19 protein-coding genes and 1 pseudogene are annotated in these 15,927 nt (G+C 68.4%); 8 read left to right on the top strand and 12 right to left on the bottom strand.

The window, feature by feature from the left end:
• Positions 1 to 13: 13 nt before the first annotated feature.
• The 3 genes and pseudogenes from Q0R13_RS16770 to Q0R13_RS22655 all read right to left on the bottom strand — a co-directional run.
• On the bottom strand, positions 14 to 1,573 hold the full coding sequence (locus tag Q0R13_RS16770) for an NADH-quinone oxidoreductase subunit L (protein ID WP_293906015.1): 1,560 nt from the start codon (positions 1,571 to 1,573) through the stop codon (positions 14 to 16).
• 231 nt (positions 1,574 to 1,804) lie between these two features.
• Positions 1,805 to 2,230 (bottom strand): DUF3422 family protein, encoded by a 426-nt coding sequence (locus tag Q0R13_RS16765; protein WP_293906013.1) that lies wholly within the window; start codon positions 2,228 to 2,230, stop codon positions 1,805 to 1,807.
• A gap of 166 nt (positions 2,231 to 2,396) precedes the next feature.
• Positions 2,397 to 2,564: pseudogene (locus Q0R13_RS22655) on the bottom strand (DUF3422 family protein); the annotation flags it as partial.
• Between the two features lie 105 nt (positions 2,565 to 2,669).
• On the opposite strand from Q0R13_RS22655, the gene Q0R13_RS16755 reads away from it, so the two are divergent.
• Positions 2,670 to 3,575 (top strand): LysR family transcriptional regulator, encoded by a 906-nt coding sequence (locus tag Q0R13_RS16755; protein WP_293906009.1) that lies wholly within the window; start codon positions 2,670 to 2,672, stop codon positions 3,573 to 3,575.
• A 173-nt stretch (positions 3,576 to 3,748) separates the two neighbouring features.
• Positions 3,749 to 4,312 (top strand): surface-adhesin E family protein, encoded by a 564-nt coding sequence (locus Q0R13_RS16750; RefSeq protein ID WP_293906007.1) that lies wholly within the window; start codon positions 3,749 to 3,751, stop codon positions 4,310 to 4,312.
• A 9-nt stretch (positions 4,313 to 4,321) separates the two neighbouring features.
• On the opposite strand, the gene Q0R13_RS16745 is transcribed toward Q0R13_RS16750, so the two are convergent.
• Together Q0R13_RS16745 and Q0R13_RS16740 are read right to left on the bottom strand one after the other, a co-directional pair.
• Complete coding sequence (locus Q0R13_RS16745; protein WP_293906005.1) at positions 4,322 to 4,741, bottom strand: CHRD domain-containing protein; 420 nt, start codon at positions 4,739 to 4,741, stop codon at positions 4,322 to 4,324.
• An 88-nt stretch (positions 4,742 to 4,829) separates the two neighbouring features.
• Positions 4,830 to 6,107 (bottom strand): cytochrome P450, encoded by a 1,278-nt coding sequence (locus Q0R13_RS16740; protein WP_293906003.1) that lies wholly within the window; start codon positions 6,105 to 6,107, stop codon positions 4,830 to 4,832.
• 168 nt (positions 6,108 to 6,275) lie between these two features.
• On the opposite strand from Q0R13_RS16740, the gene Q0R13_RS16735 reads away from it, so the two are divergent.
• Entirely contained in the window at positions 6,276 to 6,743 is a 468-nt protein-coding gene (locus tag Q0R13_RS16735) for a GFA family protein (RefSeq protein ID WP_293906001.1), read from the top strand.
• A gap of 79 nt (positions 6,744 to 6,822) precedes the next feature.
• A complete protein-coding gene (locus Q0R13_RS16730; RefSeq protein ID WP_293905999.1) occupies positions 6,823 to 7,923 on the top strand; it encodes an NADH:flavin oxidoreductase in 1,101 nt (366 codons plus the stop codon).
• A 146-nt stretch (positions 7,924 to 8,069) separates the two neighbouring features.
• Here the strand turns inward: Q0R13_RS16730 and Q0R13_RS16725 are convergent, their stop codons facing one another.
• The gene (locus Q0R13_RS16725; protein ID WP_293905997.1) at positions 8,070 to 8,981 is read right to left on the bottom strand and encodes an SMP-30/gluconolactonase/LRE family protein; all 912 of its coding nucleotides are present in this window, start codon (positions 8,979 to 8,981) and stop codon (positions 8,070 to 8,072) included.
• Between the two features lie 63 nt (positions 8,982 to 9,044).
• Between Q0R13_RS16725 and Q0R13_RS16720 the strand changes: the two genes are divergently transcribed.
• Positions 9,045 to 9,482, top strand: a complete 438-nt coding sequence (locus Q0R13_RS16720; protein WP_293905995.1) for a DUF29 domain-containing protein — start codon at positions 9,045 to 9,047, stop codon at positions 9,480 to 9,482.
• A gap of 40 nt (positions 9,483 to 9,522) precedes the next feature.
• On the opposite strand, the gene Q0R13_RS16715 is transcribed toward Q0R13_RS16720, so the two are convergent.
• The 3 genes from Q0R13_RS16715 to Q0R13_RS16705 are packed head-to-tail and all read right to left on the bottom strand — an operon-like array spanning position 9,523 to position 11,218.
• Positions 9,523 to 10,041, bottom strand: coding sequence for a dihydrofolate reductase (locus Q0R13_RS16715; RefSeq protein WP_293905993.1), 519 nt, complete (start codon positions 10,039 to 10,041; stop codon positions 9,523 to 9,525).
• A 17-nt stretch (positions 10,042 to 10,058) separates the two neighbouring features.
• Entirely contained in the window at positions 10,059 to 10,370 is a 312-nt protein-coding gene (locus Q0R13_RS16710) for a phosphoribosyl-ATP pyrophosphohydrolase (protein WP_293905991.1), read from the bottom strand.
• A gap of 2 nt (positions 10,371 to 10,372) precedes the next feature.
• Positions 10,373 to 11,218: a thymidylate synthase gene (locus Q0R13_RS16705; protein ID WP_293905989.1), complete on the bottom strand. Its 846-nt coding sequence runs from the start codon at positions 11,216 to 11,218 to the stop codon at positions 10,373 to 10,375.
• A gap of 36 nt (positions 11,219 to 11,254) precedes the next feature.
• On the opposite strand from Q0R13_RS16705, the gene Q0R13_RS16700 reads away from it, so the two are divergent.
• Both Q0R13_RS16700 and Q0R13_RS16695 read left to right on the top strand, forming a co-directional pair.
• Positions 11,255 to 11,746 carry a hypothetical protein gene (locus Q0R13_RS16700; protein WP_293905986.1) on the top strand — a complete coding sequence of 164 codons (492 nt, stop codon included), beginning with the start codon at positions 11,255 to 11,257 and terminating at the stop codon, positions 11,744 to 11,746.
• A 63-nt stretch (positions 11,747 to 11,809) separates the two neighbouring features.
• Complete coding sequence (locus Q0R13_RS16695) at positions 11,810 to 12,067, top strand: hypothetical protein (RefSeq protein ID WP_293905984.1); 258 nt, start codon at positions 11,810 to 11,812, stop codon at positions 12,065 to 12,067.
• A gap of 109 nt (positions 12,068 to 12,176) precedes the next feature.
• Here the strand turns inward: Q0R13_RS16695 and Q0R13_RS16690 are convergent, their stop codons facing one another.
• The gene (locus tag Q0R13_RS16690; RefSeq protein WP_293905982.1) at positions 12,177 to 12,719 is read right to left on the bottom strand and encodes a DUF924 family protein; all 543 of its coding nucleotides are present in this window, start codon (positions 12,717 to 12,719) and stop codon (positions 12,177 to 12,179) included.
• Positions 12,720 to 12,884: 165 nt separating this feature from the next.
• Here Q0R13_RS16690 and Q0R13_RS16685 point away from each other — a divergent pair, with 165 nt between their 5' ends.
• Positions 12,885 to 13,862 carry an RcnB family protein gene (locus Q0R13_RS16685; RefSeq protein WP_293905980.1) on the top strand — a complete coding sequence of 326 codons (978 nt, stop codon included), beginning with the start codon at positions 12,885 to 12,887 and terminating at the stop codon, positions 13,860 to 13,862.
• A 150-nt stretch (positions 13,863 to 14,012) separates the two neighbouring features.
• On the opposite strand, the gene Q0R13_RS16680 is transcribed toward Q0R13_RS16685, so the two are convergent.
• Complete coding sequence (locus tag Q0R13_RS16680; RefSeq protein WP_293905978.1) at positions 14,013 to 14,495, bottom strand: Fur family transcriptional regulator; 483 nt, start codon at positions 14,493 to 14,495, stop codon at positions 14,013 to 14,015.
• A 141-nt stretch (positions 14,496 to 14,636) separates the two neighbouring features.
• Positions 14,637 to 15,749, bottom strand: coding sequence for a DUF4167 domain-containing protein (locus tag Q0R13_RS16675; RefSeq protein WP_293905976.1), 1,113 nt, complete (start codon positions 15,747 to 15,749; stop codon positions 14,637 to 14,639).
• Between the last annotated feature and the right edge of the window lie 178 nt (positions 15,750 to 15,927).

Here is a 15,927-nt window from a genome sequence, read left to right as displayed (position 1 = left end):
TTCTCCGGGCCGGTCAGGCTGGGTTGCGCAGGCGCCAGCCGCCGAGCAGCCGGTCGAACACCGCATTGGCGTAGAAGCCGTTGGAGAGATGCACCCGTAGCCCCGCGGCGGCCGGGTGATAGGCCCACAGCGGGAACATGGCCTGGACCACGGCCACGAGGCCGAAGCTCGTGACCGCCAGCACGATCAGCGCCCATTGCAACGGACCTGGCGGCGGCGCCGGCGGCAGCAGCCCGGCGGTCAGCCACACGGCGAGCGCCTGCAGGGCGAAGTAGCCGAGCGACGTCGCGACCGCGTAGACGACGGTGCGCCGGGTCAGGGCCCTGGGCGCCGCATCCGCCAGGCCTTGCGCCAGCATATAGGCGACGCCGAAGATCAGGATGGCGCCCAGCGCGATGGCCTGGGGCGACTTGTGCTGGAAACCGAAACCGAGCCCGACAACCGCATAGATCGCCAGCGCCAGCAGGAAGGCGCGCATGACGGCGCCCGCCTTGGGGATGGCCACCGGGCCGGGGCGGCGGTTCGCGGCGATGGTCTCGACCGCGGACCCGGAGGCCAGGAACGCATGCGCCTTGTAGAGCGAATGGGCGACGATATGGAGCAGCGCCAACGGGAACAGTCCCAGTCCGCACTCCAGGATCATGAAGCCCATCTGGGCGACGGTGGACCAGGCCAGCGAGGTCTTCACCGCCGGCTGGGTCAGCATGACCAACCCGCCAAACAGGGCGGTCAAGCCGCCGGTCAGCACGAGGACCGCCAGGACCCCCGGGGCCAGCAGCATGACGTCCGCAAAGCGGATCAGCAGGAAGCCACCGGCGTTGATGACACCGGCATGCAGCAGCGCCGAGACCGGCGTGGGCGCTTCCATCACCTCGGTCAGCCAGCCGTGCGTCGGAAACTGCGCAGACTTTAGAAGCGCCGCCAGCCCAAGCAGGCCGGCGGCCACCATGGCCAGGCCGCCGCCGGTTCCGTGGCGGGCGGCGCTCAGGATCGCCGCGATATCCGTGCTGCCATAGGCGACCGTCAGCATCACGGCGGCGACGATCAGCGCGACGTCGGCCAGCCGCGCGGTGATGAATTTCTTGCGCGCGGCGCGTTGCGCAGCCACGCGGTCCGGATAGAACAGCAGGAGCCTGTGCAGGCAAAGGCTGGTGGCGATCCACGCCAGAACGAGCTGCGCCAGGTTGCCCGCAACCACCATGAGAAGCACCGACGCCAGGGTCATGCAGAGCCAGCCGGTGAACGCGCCCTGCCGTGCCTCACCGTCCAGATAGGTCCCGGCATAGCGGACCACGACCCAGCCGATGAACGAGACCAGGAGGTTCATCGCGACGCTGAGCGCGTCGAGCCGGACGGAAAACCCCACGCCGCTCAGTCCGGCCAGGCGGCTGTCCGCCGGTCCGTGCAGGATGAGCAACAGCGCCGAGGTGATGGCGATCGCCATGACGGCCAGCGCCGCGCCTTCGGCCACGCGCAGTGCGATCCGGGGGCGGCGCCCGCGGCCTGCGAAGCCGACGATCGCGCTGAGCACAAGCGCGATCGGCGCCAGGAGCGGCAATAGATCGATGGACAAGACTGGTCTCCTCAACCCGCCATGCGGTTCGGGACACGACCTAGCCGCAGGCGATGGTCGCGGAAAATTCATTGTTTCGGAGAATTCGTTCTTTTTCATAGAACCATGCGAACGGCGTGAGCTTGCACATCTTCGCGAAGTCCGCGGGCTCACGCGTGCGGCACGCCGCAGCGCGGTCCGACGGCCAGGCGACGGCCGAAGCGAGCCGTCACAAGATTTGCGGTTGGCGGACTACTTGGCCTTGCTTGCGGCCATATCGCTTAAGGCCCGGCGATGCGCCAGACGGGCCAGCACGATACCGAGACTGGCAATAATCGGCAAAGCCACGCCCTCCGCAAGCTCAACGCTGATAGAGGATCCGATACTATTCAGAGCTCGGACCAGATACCCAACAATACCGGTCATGTAATAGATGACCGGGACAATCGAGACCAGCTCCACGATCTGCTGGAGTCTTAGTTGCAGTCCAGCTCGACGCTCCATGGAGGCCAGCAATAACTGATTCTGTTTTTCGCTTGCGATACCCACCCGCGTTGACAGCAGCGAGCTGGCCTGTGACACGCGCTCCGATATCTCCCGCAGTCGCTGTGAGACACTGGCGCAGGTCGAGACCGCGGGGGTGAACCGGCGGTCCATGAATTCCTCGATCGTCTGCACCCCCGAAATACTCTGTTCCCGAAGCTCGACCAACGACATCACGGGGCAGAGCTTCACCGAGGAGGCGCTGCTGCAGCAGCTGACGACCCTGGCGGCGGAGGTTGAGGCGGAGCTGGCGGGTCGGCGCGATGGCGCCAAATCTCCGACACAGGTCGGATATGCGGGCCAACTCATCGGGTCGCCGATCCGGCGAAACCGTCAGCGCGACATAGGTCACCCACGCCGGGGTCTGGATCGCTTCCGGCGGCCGGGCATGAACCTCGTCCGCCAGAGCGGGGCGATCAGGATGGTTTGAGGGTAGGGGCGCACCGGCAGGCAAGGGAGTGGTTGGCATAGGCTCCCTTCAAATCAGCGCGCAGGTCTTTAGCAAAGATATCCGCCGCGGTCGGCTTGAGAACATTCATTGTTAGAGCGATTTCGTTCTGTTTTATAGAACGACATGAAGAGCCTGAACTTCAACCACCTTCGCTATTTCTGGGCGGTCGCGCATGAGGGCAGTCTCACCCGCGCGGCTGAGCGGTTGAATCTCTCGCAGTCGGCGCTGTCGGTGCAGATCCAGAAGCTCGAACACCAGATGGGCCATCCGCTGTTCGACCGGGTCGGCAGGCGGCTGGTCCTGACCGAGGCCGGCCGGATCTCACTGGACTACGCGGATACGGTCTTCAAGGCCGGCGATGAGTTGATGAGCACGCTGGAAGGCCGGCCTGTAGCGAGCCGCCAAGTGCTGCGGGTCGGGGCGCTGACGACCCTGTCACGCAATTTCCAGCTTGAATTCCTGCGGCCTCTTGTCGTTCGCACCGATGTGGAACTGATCGTACGCTCCGGCACGATGCGCGACCTGCTCGCTCAACTTGAGGCCCACGCCATCGATGTGGTGCTCGCCAACAGCGCCGCCCAACGCGACGCCCGCGCGCCGTTCCGCAATCACCTGCTCAACCAGCAACCCGTGAGCCTCGTCGGTCGACCCAGGCCCGAAAGACCTGCGTTTTGTTTTCCAGAGGATCTGCGCGTCGAGCCCGTGCTGCTGCCGAGCTTGGACAGCGACATCCGGGTTGCGTTCGATCGCTTGCTGGATCTTGCGGGCGTTCGGCCGATCATCCTGGCCGAGGTCGACGACATGGCCATGCTGCGCCTGTTCGCGCGGGAGCGTGCGGGCGTCACGCTGGTGCCGCAGATCGTCGTACGCGACGAGTTGGATTCCGGGGTGCTGGTTGAGCATTGCCGCATCGCCGAGCTCACAGAAAGCTTCTTCGCCATCGTCCAGAACCGAAAATTCCCCAATCAGCTGCTCGCCGGATTGCTGGAGGGATACCTGAAGTCCGGACCGGCGAACGCCGGGCTTTGACGCTGGCGTCCTCTTCGGCGGAAACGTCGCGGACCGTTTCATGAAGCCGGACCTTCGAGACGACCGCGCCGGTCCGGCGGCGGCGTTTGGCGTCGGGTCACTATGTATTCATCTTGGTTGCGGTCTAAGCTTGCGGCGTGGACAGGCGCTCTCAAGCAGGCAGGATCGCGGCGGTGGCGGCCGGACTGGCGCTGGCGGCCGCGCCGGCGCTGGCGCGCACCTTCTATGTCGTGCAGTCCGGCGCCGACTCCTGGACGGTGATGGACGCCCAGGGCATCGAGGCGATCCCCGACACGGCCTTCCGCAAGGCCTGGGCGGTCCGCGTCCAGCGCAACATCCTCAGCGGGAACCCGCCGCAGCCCGGCTATGTCCGCACTCTCACCGAATACGATTGCCAGCAGACCCGCACCCGCTGGCGCGAGTTCACCGCCTTCTCGCGCTCCGGCGCCACCCTGGTCAGCAAGGTGAACCCCAATCCCGAATGGGGCCCGGCCGAGGAGGCCGGCGACACCTACGCCGCCTACAGGGTGGTGTGCGAAGGGGTGGGCGGCGGCTCGGTCGTGGCCGCCGACACCGTCGCCAAGGTGGTCATCGGCCTGATGGCGTCCTGGGATCCGCCGCCGCTTGCGGCGCCCCCCGCGGCCCTGCCGCCGCCCAAGGCCCCATCGACGGCGGCCAGACCTGTCACCAAACCCACGCCCAGAGCGCCCGCGCCCGCGAAGGCGAAGACGCCCTAGGTTCTCTGGCTACTTGCCGAGTTGGCCGCGGATGGCGCCGGCCTTGAAGTCGGCGCTGTGGACGTTGACGTAATAGCCGCCCGGATTGGTGGCGATGTCCTTGGCCACGGCGGGGTCGACCGTCGCGCATCCCGAACTCTTGCCGGCGGCGTCCGGGGCGGCCAGCGGCACGGCGACCGGGCCGGATGCGTCGGGCGCGGCCTTGTGGATGTGGGCCATGGTGCCGGTCAGGCCCTCGACCATCAGGTCGTAGCAGACCTGCGACTTGGCGGCGTCGACCCGCACGGTGGCGTGGCCCATGCCCTTGGGATCGCCGGCCGGCTTCTCGGCGGCGCCGGTCAGGTGGGCCGAGAGCTTCACCTCCTGGGCGGCGGCCGGGCCGGCGCAGAAACCGAAGGCGGCGAGAGCGAGCGGGACAAGCCGAAGCATTGCGTGGGTCATAGGCGTCTCCTTGCGCCCAGGCTGGGCGCTCGGAGGGAAGCGCAGCCCGCGCTCAGCGTCAATCGGCCCCCGCGGCTCAGCTTCGGGTGGGGATGATCACCGGCAGGTACTCATAGCCCTTCACGAACGGCGACGGCACGCGGCGCGGCGGCCCCATGACATCGATCTTCGGGAAGCGCGCGAGGATTTCCTCCCAGATGATCTTCAGCTGCAGCTCGGCCAGGCGGTTGCCAACGCAGCGGTGGATGCCGAACCCGAACGACAGGTGCTGGCGCACCCGCGGGCGCTGGATCCAATAGTCGTTCGGCCGCTCGATGACCTCCTCGTCGCGGTTGCCCGAGACGTACCACATGGCCACCTTGTCGCCGGCCTTGATGGTCTTGCCGCCCAGCTCCACGTCAACCAGCGCCGTGCGGCGCATGTAGGCCAGCGGCGTCTGCCAGCGGATGGTCTCCGACACCATGGCCGGGATCAGGCTGTGGTCGGCGCGCAGGAGCTTCTCCTGGTCGGGGTTCTGGCTGAGCGCCAGGATCGACCCCGTGATGCTGTTGCGCGTCGTGTCATTGCCGCCGACGATCAGCAGGATCAGGTTCCCCAGGTACTCCATGCGGTCCATGTTCCGCGTGGACTCGCCATGCGCCAGCATCGAGATCAGGTCGGGCTGCGGCGGGGCGTTCACCCGCTCGTTCCAGAGCCGCATGAAATAGTCGACGCACTCGAACAGTTCCTGGCGCCGCTGCTGTTCGGCGAGGTCCGGATCGGTGGACTCGAAGATGCCGCTGTCGGGCGCCGCCGTGGCCACGTCCGACCAGCGGGTCAGTTTGCGGCGATCCTCCCAGGGGAAGTCGAACAGGGTCGCCAGGGTCATGGTGGTCAGTTCGATGGAGACCTTGTCCACCCAGTCGAACGGTTCGCCGATCGGCAGGCTGTCGAGGATCGCCCCGGCCCGCTCGCGGATGATCGGCTCCATGCGCATCAGGCTGGCCGGCGAGACCACCGGGCTGACGGTCTTGCGCTGCACGTCGTGCTTGGGCTGGTCCATGGCGATGAACATCGGCAACGTGAAGTCTTCGGCCGGGTCGGGCAGGACGATGGTCGGCTCGGAGGAAAAGCGCAGGTGGTCGGTGTCGACCGCCATGATGTCGTTGTACTTGGTGACCGACCAGTAGCCGCCGACGTCCTTCTCCGGCGAGAATGACCAGTGCACCGGGTCTTCCTTCCGCAGGCGCTCGAAGTAGGGCCACATGGTGTCGGTGCGGAACAGTTCGGCGCTGGCCGGATCGATGTCCGCCAGCGGCATGGCATAGGCCGCGTCGCGGGCCGCGCGCTTCAGGTCGATGGCGCCATCGTCCATGGCTGATCCTCCTGGACAGCGGGTCGTCAGCGCCCGCACGTCTCCATCGCGGACGATGCCCCGGCACGGGAGGTCTGTCAACAAAGATGACGCCCGCGTCAACTTCTCTACTCGCTTGACGGGTGTGTCTGTTCACGGTTTGTCTAGTGTCTTCTTAGGGAGGACGGCATGAAGAACCTCGAAGGCGGCTGTGCGTGCGGGGCGGTGCGCTATCGCCTCAGCTCCGGTCCGATGTTCGTCAACTGCTGCCACTGCCAGGACTGCCAGCGGCAGGTCGGCAGCGCCTTCGCGATCAATGCGATCATCGAGACGGATCGCATCGAGGTGCTGTCCGGCGAGACCGCAGTCTCGGCGACGCCCACCGACAGCGGCCGGCCGCATGACGTCTACCGCTGCACGGCCTGTGGCACGGCGCTGTGGTCCGACTACGGACGGCGCCGGGTGCTGAGTTTCCTGCGCGCCGCCACCCTGGACGACCGCAACGCCCTGCCGCCCGATGTGCACATCTTCACGCGCACGAAACTACCATGGGTTGTTCTTCCAGAGGGCGTGCCGGCGGTGGAGGTCTACTACGACATGGATCGGCTCTGGCCGGCGGAGAGCCTGGCGCGGCTCGGGGCGCTGCTGGGCGGCTGACGGACCGATCAGAATTTCTGAGCTGGCGAGCCGGGCCGGACGCCCCGATGTTGCGCTATCAGCAACACGGGAACTGCGCATGGCCTCCGACGTCCTCTTCACGCCCTTCGACCTCAAGGGGCTCAAGCTCCCCAACCGGATCGTCATGGCGCCGATGACCCGCTCGTTCTCGCCGGGCGGCGTGCCCACCGACGAGGTGGCGGCCTATTACCGCCGGCGCGGCGAGGGCCAGGTGGGCCTGATCCTCACCGAGGGGACGGGGGTCGACCGCCCGGCGTCGCTGAACGATCCCAACATCCCGCGCTTCCACGGCGAGGCCGAGCTGGCGGCCTGGAAGAAGGTGGTCGATGAGGTCCATGCCGGCGGCGGGCTGATCGCACCCCAGCTCTGGCATGTCGGCGCCGTGCGCAGCCGCAGCGAGACCTGGACCCCGCCCGGCCCCTACGACAGCCCCTCCGGCTATTCGAGCCCGGACAAGCTGTTCGGCGCGCCAATGACCGAGGCGGAGGTCGCCGACGCCATCCGCGCCTTCGCCGACGGCGCGGCGGCCGCCAAGGCGCTGGGCTTCGACGCCATCGAGCTGCACGGCGCCCACGGCTACCTGATCGACCAGTTCTTCTGGGACGGCACCAATGTCCGCGAGGACGCCTATGGCTCGAAGGAACTGCCGGGCCGCGCCCGCTTCGCTGCCGACATCCTGCGCGCGGTACGCAAGGCTGTGGGGCCCGACTATCCCGTGATCATCCGGGTCAGCCAGTGGAAGCAGCAGGACTTCAACGTCAAGCTGGCCCACGATCCCAAGGCGCTCGAGGCCTGGCTGGGCGCCCTGGTCGAGGCCGGCGCCGACGTCATCCACTGCTCGCAGCGCCGGTTCTGGGAGCCGGAGTTCGAAGGCAGCGACCTCAACTTCGCCGGCTGGGCCAAGAAGGTCACCGGCGTGCCGACCATCACCGTGGGCTCGGTGGGCCTGACCGGCGACTTCATCGCGGGCTATGCCGGGGAAAAGTCCGAGCCGGCCTCGCTGGACCGCCTGGAGGCGATGCTGGACCGCGGCGACTTCGACCTGGTCGCCGTCGGCCGCGCCCTGCTGCAGGACCCCGAGTGGGTCGTGAAGATCCGCGAAGGCCGCCACCACGAGCTTTCGGCCTTCGACCGGAGTGCGATGGCGAAGCTGTACTGATTTCCTTTCCCTCCCCTTCATGGGGAGGGCCAGCTTGCCGGAGGCAAGCAGGGTGGGGAGCCCGGGTTCAAGCTCGGAGCCCGGTCGTGACTTCCCCACCCGGACTGCTTCGCAGTCTGTCCCTCCCATGAAGGGGAGGGAAAGGCTCACGCGTTGAAGTTCAGCTTCAGCCCCGGCCTCGGCCACCGGCACTTGTAGAGCTTGCCCGTAGCCGAGGCGGTGATCCAGGCCGTCCGCATGTCCGCGCCGCCGAACACGATGTTGGTCACAACCAGGTCCGGCACCGCGAAGTGCTCGGTGGTTCCCGAGGGGTCGAAGGCGGTGATGCCGCCGTTGATGATGGTGGCGACACAGACCTTGCCGCCGGCCTCCACCGCCAGGCTGTCGAGGAAGCAAAAGTCCGGCAGGTTGGCCACGATGCGGCCCGGTGCAAACCCGGCCGGCGGGGCCAGCACGCCCACGCCCGCCACGTCGAACGCCCACAGCCGCGCCAGCTGGGTGTCGGCCAGGTAGACGGTCGTCTCGTCCGGCGACAGGCCGATGCCGTTGGGGGAGATCAGGTGGTCGCGCTGGCGGCTGATATGGCTGCCGTCGGTCTTGGCATAGTAGACCGCGCCGAACTTGCGGCCCTCGGGTGTCGAGCAGCCATGGTCGGAGAACCACATGCCGCCGGCCTTGTCGAAGACGATGTCGTTGGGCCCGATCAGCCGGCGGCCGTCGCAGGCGTCGTAGACCGTGGTCAGCGCGTGGGTCTTCAGGTCGAAGCGCTGGATGTAGCCGCCCGTGTGCGACGGCGGCGTCGGGCCGGGGATGGTCAGGCCGCCGGTGTCCAGCCACTCGAACGCGCCGCCGTTGTTGGTGATGTAGATTGCGTTGTCCGGTCCCACCGCCGCCCCATTCGGGCCGCCGCCGGTGTCGACCACGAGTTCCTTGGTCCCGTCCGGTTTCACTCGGGTCAGCCGCTGTCCCTTGATCTCGGTGAGGATCACCGAGCCGTCGTCCATGGCGATCGGCCCCTCGGGGAATTCCAGGCCTTCGGTGACAAGTTCGAATTCCATGGCGGTGGTCTCGCTGGGGGGTTTGTGATGTTATCGGTCCCTGTCGCCGCGTAAGGCCAGCCCATGACCAAGCTCTATGAGCAGGACTATTTCGCCTGGACGCAGGACCAGGCCGACGCACTTCGGCGCCGCAGCATCAACGAACTCGACTGGGAAAACCTGCTGGAGGAGGTCGAGGGCTTGGGCAACCAACAGCGGGGTGAGTTGCGCAGCCATCTGATCATCCTGCTGGTCCATCTCCTGAAGTGGCGCGCTCAGCCGGCACGGCGAGGACGGAGTTGGGAGCTAACCATCCGCGAGCAGCGCAAGGAAGCCGAGCGGGTTCTGCGGCAGAACCCCAGCCTCAGGCCCGAACTCGAGACGATCCTAGCTGAAGCCTATGAGACGGCAATCCTACGCGCCGAACGCGAGACGCGGCTGCCCGCCAGCGCATTTCCGGAGGCGATACCCTTCGGCTGGCGCGAGGTTCTGGAAGCCGACCTGCCGCGCGACGACGGATAGTAAGGTCCAGCGGATGCGGCCTGACGCCCCATGCAGGGGATCAGCGCCGTTCCAGCACTCGCACGGTGAAGGCATAGTCGTCGTCGTCGGAGGCTTCGTGGCGCTCGGCCCGGACCTCGGTCCAGCGGGTCTCGTCCAGGGGTGGGAGCACCACGTCGCCCTCGATCTCGGCGTCCACGTCGGTGAGGTAGAGCCGTTTGGCCTTCTGCAGCGCCAGTTCGAACAGCGAGGCCCCGCCGATCACACAGACCTCGCGCGCGCCGTCCTCCTCGGCCTGCTCCTTGCCGATCGCCACCGCCTCGGCGAACTCCTCGCAGACCACGCATCCCTGGGGCTCGAACGACCCGTCGCGGCTGAGCACGATGTTGGTGCGCCCGACCAGCGGCTTCTTCGGCAGGCTCTCCCAGGTCTTGCGGCCCATGATCACCGGCTTGCCCATGGTGATGGCGCGGAAGATCGCCAGGTCAGATTTCAGCCGCCAGGGGAGGGCCCCCCGCCGGCCGATGACGCCGTTGCGGGCGCGGGCGATGGGGCCGGCGGCGAGGATGACCTGGGACATTTCCCCGGCTTAGCAGATCAGACCGCGGGCTCCAGCCATGTCAGCCACTTGCGCCGCACGGCGGCGTCGGGGTCGATGCCGAAGCGGCGGCAGTAGAGCAGCAGCATGCACAGGACGTCGGCGGCCTCGTCGGCGCGGTCGTGCTCGGTGGCCGCGCCGCGGCCGCGGCTGGAGAGGCGCAGGTGGGCCTGGGAAAGCTCGCCCAGCTCCTCCTGCAGCTTCAGCAGGAACCAGTCGTCGTCGCGGGCGATGGCGTATTTGGCGGCATAGATGTCGGAGATCTCGGCCGCCGCCACGGACACTTCCGTCAGGGTGAGCGGCGCCGGCATCCCTAGACCGCGATCGGCGCCGCGATCGACGGGTGGGCGCTGTAGCCCTCCAGCTTGAAGTCCTCGAACTCGAAGCCGAACAGGTCGGTCTTGTCGGCCACCCGCATCACCGGCAGCGGCAGCGGCTCGCGGCCGAGTTGAAGCTCCGCCTGCTCCAGGTGGTTCAGGTACAGGTGGGCGTCGCCCAGGGTGTGGACGAACTCGCCGGGCTCATAGCCGGTGACCTTGGCCACCATCAGCGTCAGCAACGCATAGCTGGCGATGTTGAACGGCACGCCCAGGAACACGTCGGCCGAGCGCTGGTAGAGCTGGCAGCTCAGTTTCCCGTCGGCCACGAAGAACTGGAACAGGCAGTGGCAGGGCGGCAGGGCCATGTCTTCCACCTCGGCCGGGTTCCAGGCCGAGACGATATGGCGGCGGCTCTCCGGGTTGGTCTGCAGGCTCTTCACCACCGCGGCGATCTGGTCGATCACCCGGCCGTCCGGCGCCGACCATGAGCGCCACTGCTTGCCGTAGACCGGGCCCAGTTCGCCGGCCTCGTCGGCCCATTCGTTCCAGATCGAGACCCCGCGCTCCTGCAGCCAGCGCACGTTGGTGTCGCCGCGCAGGAACCACAGCAGCTCAAGGATGATCGACTTGCGGTGCAGCTTCTTGGTGGTCAGCAGCGGGAAGCCCTTGGCCAGGTCGAACCGCATCTGGCGGCCGAACACGCCCAGGGTGCCGGTGCCGGTGCGATCCCCGCGCCGCACGCCGTTCGCCAGGATGTCGGCCAGCAGATCCAGGTACTGGCGCTCCGGATGGTCCGGCGCGGCCTGGTAGCGGTTGGCGATGGAGAGGGGCGCGTTCATGCGAATCGGAAGCTGCCTGATTCGTCCCTCAATTGGGTGAACGTCGTCGTGATCGTCCACAGTTTGGCGCCGGCCTGTGGACTCATCGAACGTGTTATCACCGAGATCGATGTTCGCCCAGATCGGGGCCTCGACAGCCTTTCGTCGCCGGATTCGCCTCGATTGCGGGCGGAATATGCGGCGCACAGCCATATTTGGCGATTGAAGCTTTGCGCCTCAACCCCGCGTCCCTATCGACTGCGGCTTGCCCATCCCCTTCGAGAGATGTCGATGTTGATTTCTGTTGTCGCCGCGCTTGCCCTGTTCGCCGCCCCTGAAGCCACCCAGTCCGGCGCGCCCCTGACCGTCGACGCCAAGCCGGCCGCCGCCGCCCCGCCGGAGATGCGCAAGGTCTGCGAGACGATCGAAGTGAGCGGCTCGAACCTGCCGAAGAAGAAGTGCCACACCGTGCCGGTCAAAGCCGCGCCGAAAACCGGCGACGACAAGGAAGCCGCGACCACCCCCGCGCCGGCCAAGCCGGGCGCCTGAGGCTTGCCCTGATCCGCGCGCCGGGCCACGCTTGGCGCGCTGTGGGATCGGGAGGGGCTTCGCATGCTGATCGCAATCGCCGCCGCGGGGCTTATGCTCGCGCAGGCCGCCGCGCCGCCGGCGACCACCGCCACGGTCGCGCCGGTCACGGCTCCGGCCCCGGCCCCGGACAAGCCGAAGAAGCCCAAGCTGATCTGCCGGGAAGAGACGCAGACGGATTCGATTATCCCCAGGCGCGTCTGCCGGACGCCCGAGCAGGCCGCAGCCGAGCACGAGGCCGCGGAGAAGCTGCTGCGCAACTGTCAAGGGCCGGGCTGCTAGAGCACGACAGCTTGAAGTGGATACCGGTTCAAGCGCCCGTCGTGCTCTAAGCTTTTGATTTAGAGCCTTTTTGTCCGGTTCAAATGATTCCATATGAACCGGAAAGGCTCTAGCCGCCGAACCCGCCCTCATCCAGGAATTCCCGCTCCTCCGGCGTGGTCACCCGCGCCAGGGCGGCGTTGCGGTGCGGGAAGCGGCCGAAGCGCACGACGATGTCGCGGTGGATCTTCATCCACTTCAGCACCTCGGGATCGTCGAGGTCGGCGGCCAGCGCCAGGCCGAAATCCTGGTCGGCCAGGTCCTCGGAGTGTTCGAACGGCATCAGCATGAACTGCCGCATCGGCGGCTCCACCTGCAGGTGCCAGCCGCGCTCGGCGGCCGGGCGCGCGATGGCGCGGGCCTTGGGATCGGTGGCGAAGGCGTGGGCGGAATTGCGGAACAGGTTGCGCGGGAACTGGTCCAGCAGGATCAGCAGCGCCAGCGTCCCCTCCGGCGTCCCCGCCCACGCGTCGTAATTCCCCTGCGCAGCGCGGTGGTGGACGGGTTCGAACTTCAGGCGGATGGCCTCGTCGAAGCGTGCGTTCTTGGCATACCACTGGCGGGGCCCGGCGTTGGTCCAGAACCCCAGGATGTCGAAGGGCGTCGCCGTCATGCCATGGCCTCCCCTTTCGCCGGATCGGGCGCTTCGCCGAAGCTGGGCGCTTCGCCTGACTTGGTCGAAACGGCTGCGTCGTTCAAGCTCGGTTCACCCGCGACCTGCGCACGTTCACATTGAGGGACCACCGGGCCGGCGTGCGGTCCAACACGGATGACGAAGATGAAGATGGCGATGACGGCCCTGGCCGTCGTGTTCCTGGCCTCGGCCGCCCCCGCGCTGGCCGAGCCCGGCGATCCGGACCGGCCGCAGCGCGACGACCAGCCTTCCCGGGCGGACGACCACGACCGCGCGCACCGCGACGGCGAAGGCGGTCGCCAGCGGGTCCGCGAGGCGCCGGTCGCCCCGGCCGCGGCCCGTGCGCCCGAGGCCCCCCGCGTTGTGCCCCCCCGCGCAGTGGAGCCCCGCGCGGTCGATCCACGCGCCGTGGATCCGCGGGCCCAGGCCGGCGACGGCGGCCCGCTTGGACGCGGCCCCGGCGACTCGGTCGGCCGCCCGGGCCCCTGGACGCCCAACGCCGGCGGCCAGACCCTGACTGACCGCGGCCGCGATGCGCGCCGCGACACGCCCCCGGTGGTCGGCGGAGATCCGCGCCGCGGCGACGGTCGCCGCGACCACACCGGCGACAACGACCACCACGGCGATGGCCGGCGCGACGACCCCCGCCAGGCCGGTGATCGCCAGACTTGGGATCGCCACGATTTCGACCGCCGCGACGGCGATCGGCATGACGGCGATCGGCATGACGGCGACCGGCGCGACTGGGATCGGCGCGATGGGGACCGGCGCGGCGACGACCGCCGTAACGAGTGGCGTCATGACGACGGTCATCGCGATTTTGACCGCCGGGGCGATCACGAACGCTGGGAGCGGGGCCGCTATCCCTCGGTCTATTTCAGCTCGCAGCGCTACCGCTACGCCTGGCGGCCGCCGGTCGGCTTCTATGCCCGCACCTGGAGTTTCGGCGAGTTCCTGCCGCGCGGCTGGTATGGCCCGGAGTATTTCCTCGGCGACCCCTGGACCTTCGGCCTGCCCTACGCGCCCCCCGGCTTCGATTGGGTCCGGGTCGGAGAGGACGCCCTGCTGATCGACCAGTACTCCGGCCGGATCGTCCAGGTGGTCCGCGACGTGTTCTGGTGAAGAATATCCCTCCTCTTCAGGGGAGGGCCGACTCGACGACGTCGAGCGGGGTGGGGGTCTCGGGTTCAAGCTCGGAGCCTGATCGCGTGACGCCCACCCGTCTCGCGCCTGCGGCGCGATCCAGCCTCCCCTAAAGAGGAGGGATGGCAATCACCCCGCCCGGCAGGCCGCGCAGAGTCCGCGCGCTTCCAGGGTGATCGCGCGGACGACGTAGCCGGTAGCCTGGGCGGCGGCGAACTGGGCGCCCAGGTCGGGTTCGAACTCGGCGGCCTCGCCGCAGCAGTCGCAGATCAGGAAAGCCGCCGCGTGCCCGCCGGCGATACGGCACGGCACGAAGGCATTCAGGCTCTCGATGCGGTGGGCGAAGCCCAGGCGCTCCAGGAACTCCAGCGCACGATAGACGGTCGGCGGCTTGGCCGGCTCGCCGCGGTCGCCAAAGGCGGCGATGATGTCATAGGCCTTGAGCGGGGCGTTGGCCCCCAGCAGCAGTTCCAGCACGCGGCGGCGCGGCGCGGTCAGCCGTTCGTCGGTCTGGGCGCAGCGTGCCTCTGCGTCAGCCAGCGCGCGGCCCAGGGCGCCGCCCTTCAGGCCGTGGTGCACGTGGTGCGCATGGTGGTCGCAGACGTCTTCCATGGCCCCAGCTAACTCCGATCCCGGCTATGCGGCAACCGACGTCGCCGATCCGCAGGTCGTGCGCCGCGTCCGGGTCCGCAACCCCACGATGGGGGTCGATGGCGATCGGAAGGGTCGAAGCCCGACCCGACCGCCAGCCGATCAGGCGTCCTCGGATTCCGCCGGCGGGGCCCCTTCACCGGCCTCGAAGGTGCGCGGGGCGCGCCGGCGGCGGGGCTTGGGCTTCTCCTCGCCGGCGTCGGCGGCAGGCGGCGCGGCCGGGGCCGGACGGGCCTGCAGGAAGGCCGGTGCGTGGCTGGCGCCGCCCTCGGAGTCGCGCAACATCGGGCCGCGCTCCAGCGACGGCGGATCGCCCTGCGGCTGCACCACGGCCAGCGGGTCGCGGTCCTGGCGTTCGGCCCGATCGGGGCGGTCGCCGCGGTCCTGGCGGTCATAGCGCTCGCGGCGGGGCTCCGCGCTCTCCGCGCGGGGCTGCTCGGCGCGGAGCTGGTCGGCCCGGGGCTGGTCGGCACGGGCCTGTTCGGCGCGAGGCTGATCGTCACGGGGCCGGTCGTCACGGGGCCGGTCGTCGCGCGGCCGGTCATTGCGGTTGCGGTCGCGGTTGTCGCGCTCGCGCCAGCGGTCGTTGCTGCTCGTGTTGTTGCTATTGTTGCTGGTGTTGTTGTTGCGAGGCCGGTCGTCGCGCGGACGATCGTCACGCGGCCGCTCATCGCGAGGCCGCTCATCGCGAGGCCGCTCGTCGCGGGGACGATCATCGCGGGGACGATCATCACGTTGCCGCTCGTCCCGGGGCCGGTCGTCGCGCTGCCACTGGCCGCGGTCGCCGCCATCCTGGCGACCGTCGCCGCCGTTCTCGATGGCGTTCGGATCGTAGGGCTCGCCCTGCGGCTGGCCGCTCTCGTCCTCGAAATCGATGTCGTAGCCCGAGGCGAACTGGTCGCGCCCCAGGATCTCGCTGGCCGGGCGGTTGGGCTGAATGGCCCGCAGCAGCCGGAAATAGTGCTCGGCGTGCTGCAGGTAGTTCTCGCCCAGGACCCGGTCGCCGGCGGCGTTCGCGTCCCGCGCCAGCTGTTGGTACTTCTCGAAGACGTGCTGCGCGTTGCCCCGCACCTTGACCCCTTCGGGGCCGTTGGAATCGAAGGCCCGGTTGGCGTTCTGCGTGGGCTTGGTGTTGCCCCCACCGCCGCCGCCGCCCCCGCTGCCGCCGCCGCGATTGCGACCGCGCTGGCGTTTCATACCCTTGAAATCTCTCATATTCTGGAAACCGTTCGGTCTTTCCTGAGCGCCCCTATCGGCGGCTTGGCCTTCAACTGGTTCGGGCGTCGGGCCCGGTCATTCCTGCGAAGGCGTAAGTGTTCCCCGTCTTCTGCCCGGAAGCTCATCAGCGCGAGGCCTGCTTGAAGGAAAGCGTCGCGCCTGTCGGGCCGGGCGG

This window comes from Phenylobacterium sp. (assembly GCF_025351295.1).
Lineage (GTDB): Bacteria > Pseudomonadota > Alphaproteobacteria > Caulobacterales > Caulobacteraceae > Phenylobacterium.
The sequence above is the reverse complement of the archived record's forward strand: the minus strand, read 5'-3'. Positions and strand labels throughout refer to the sequence as shown.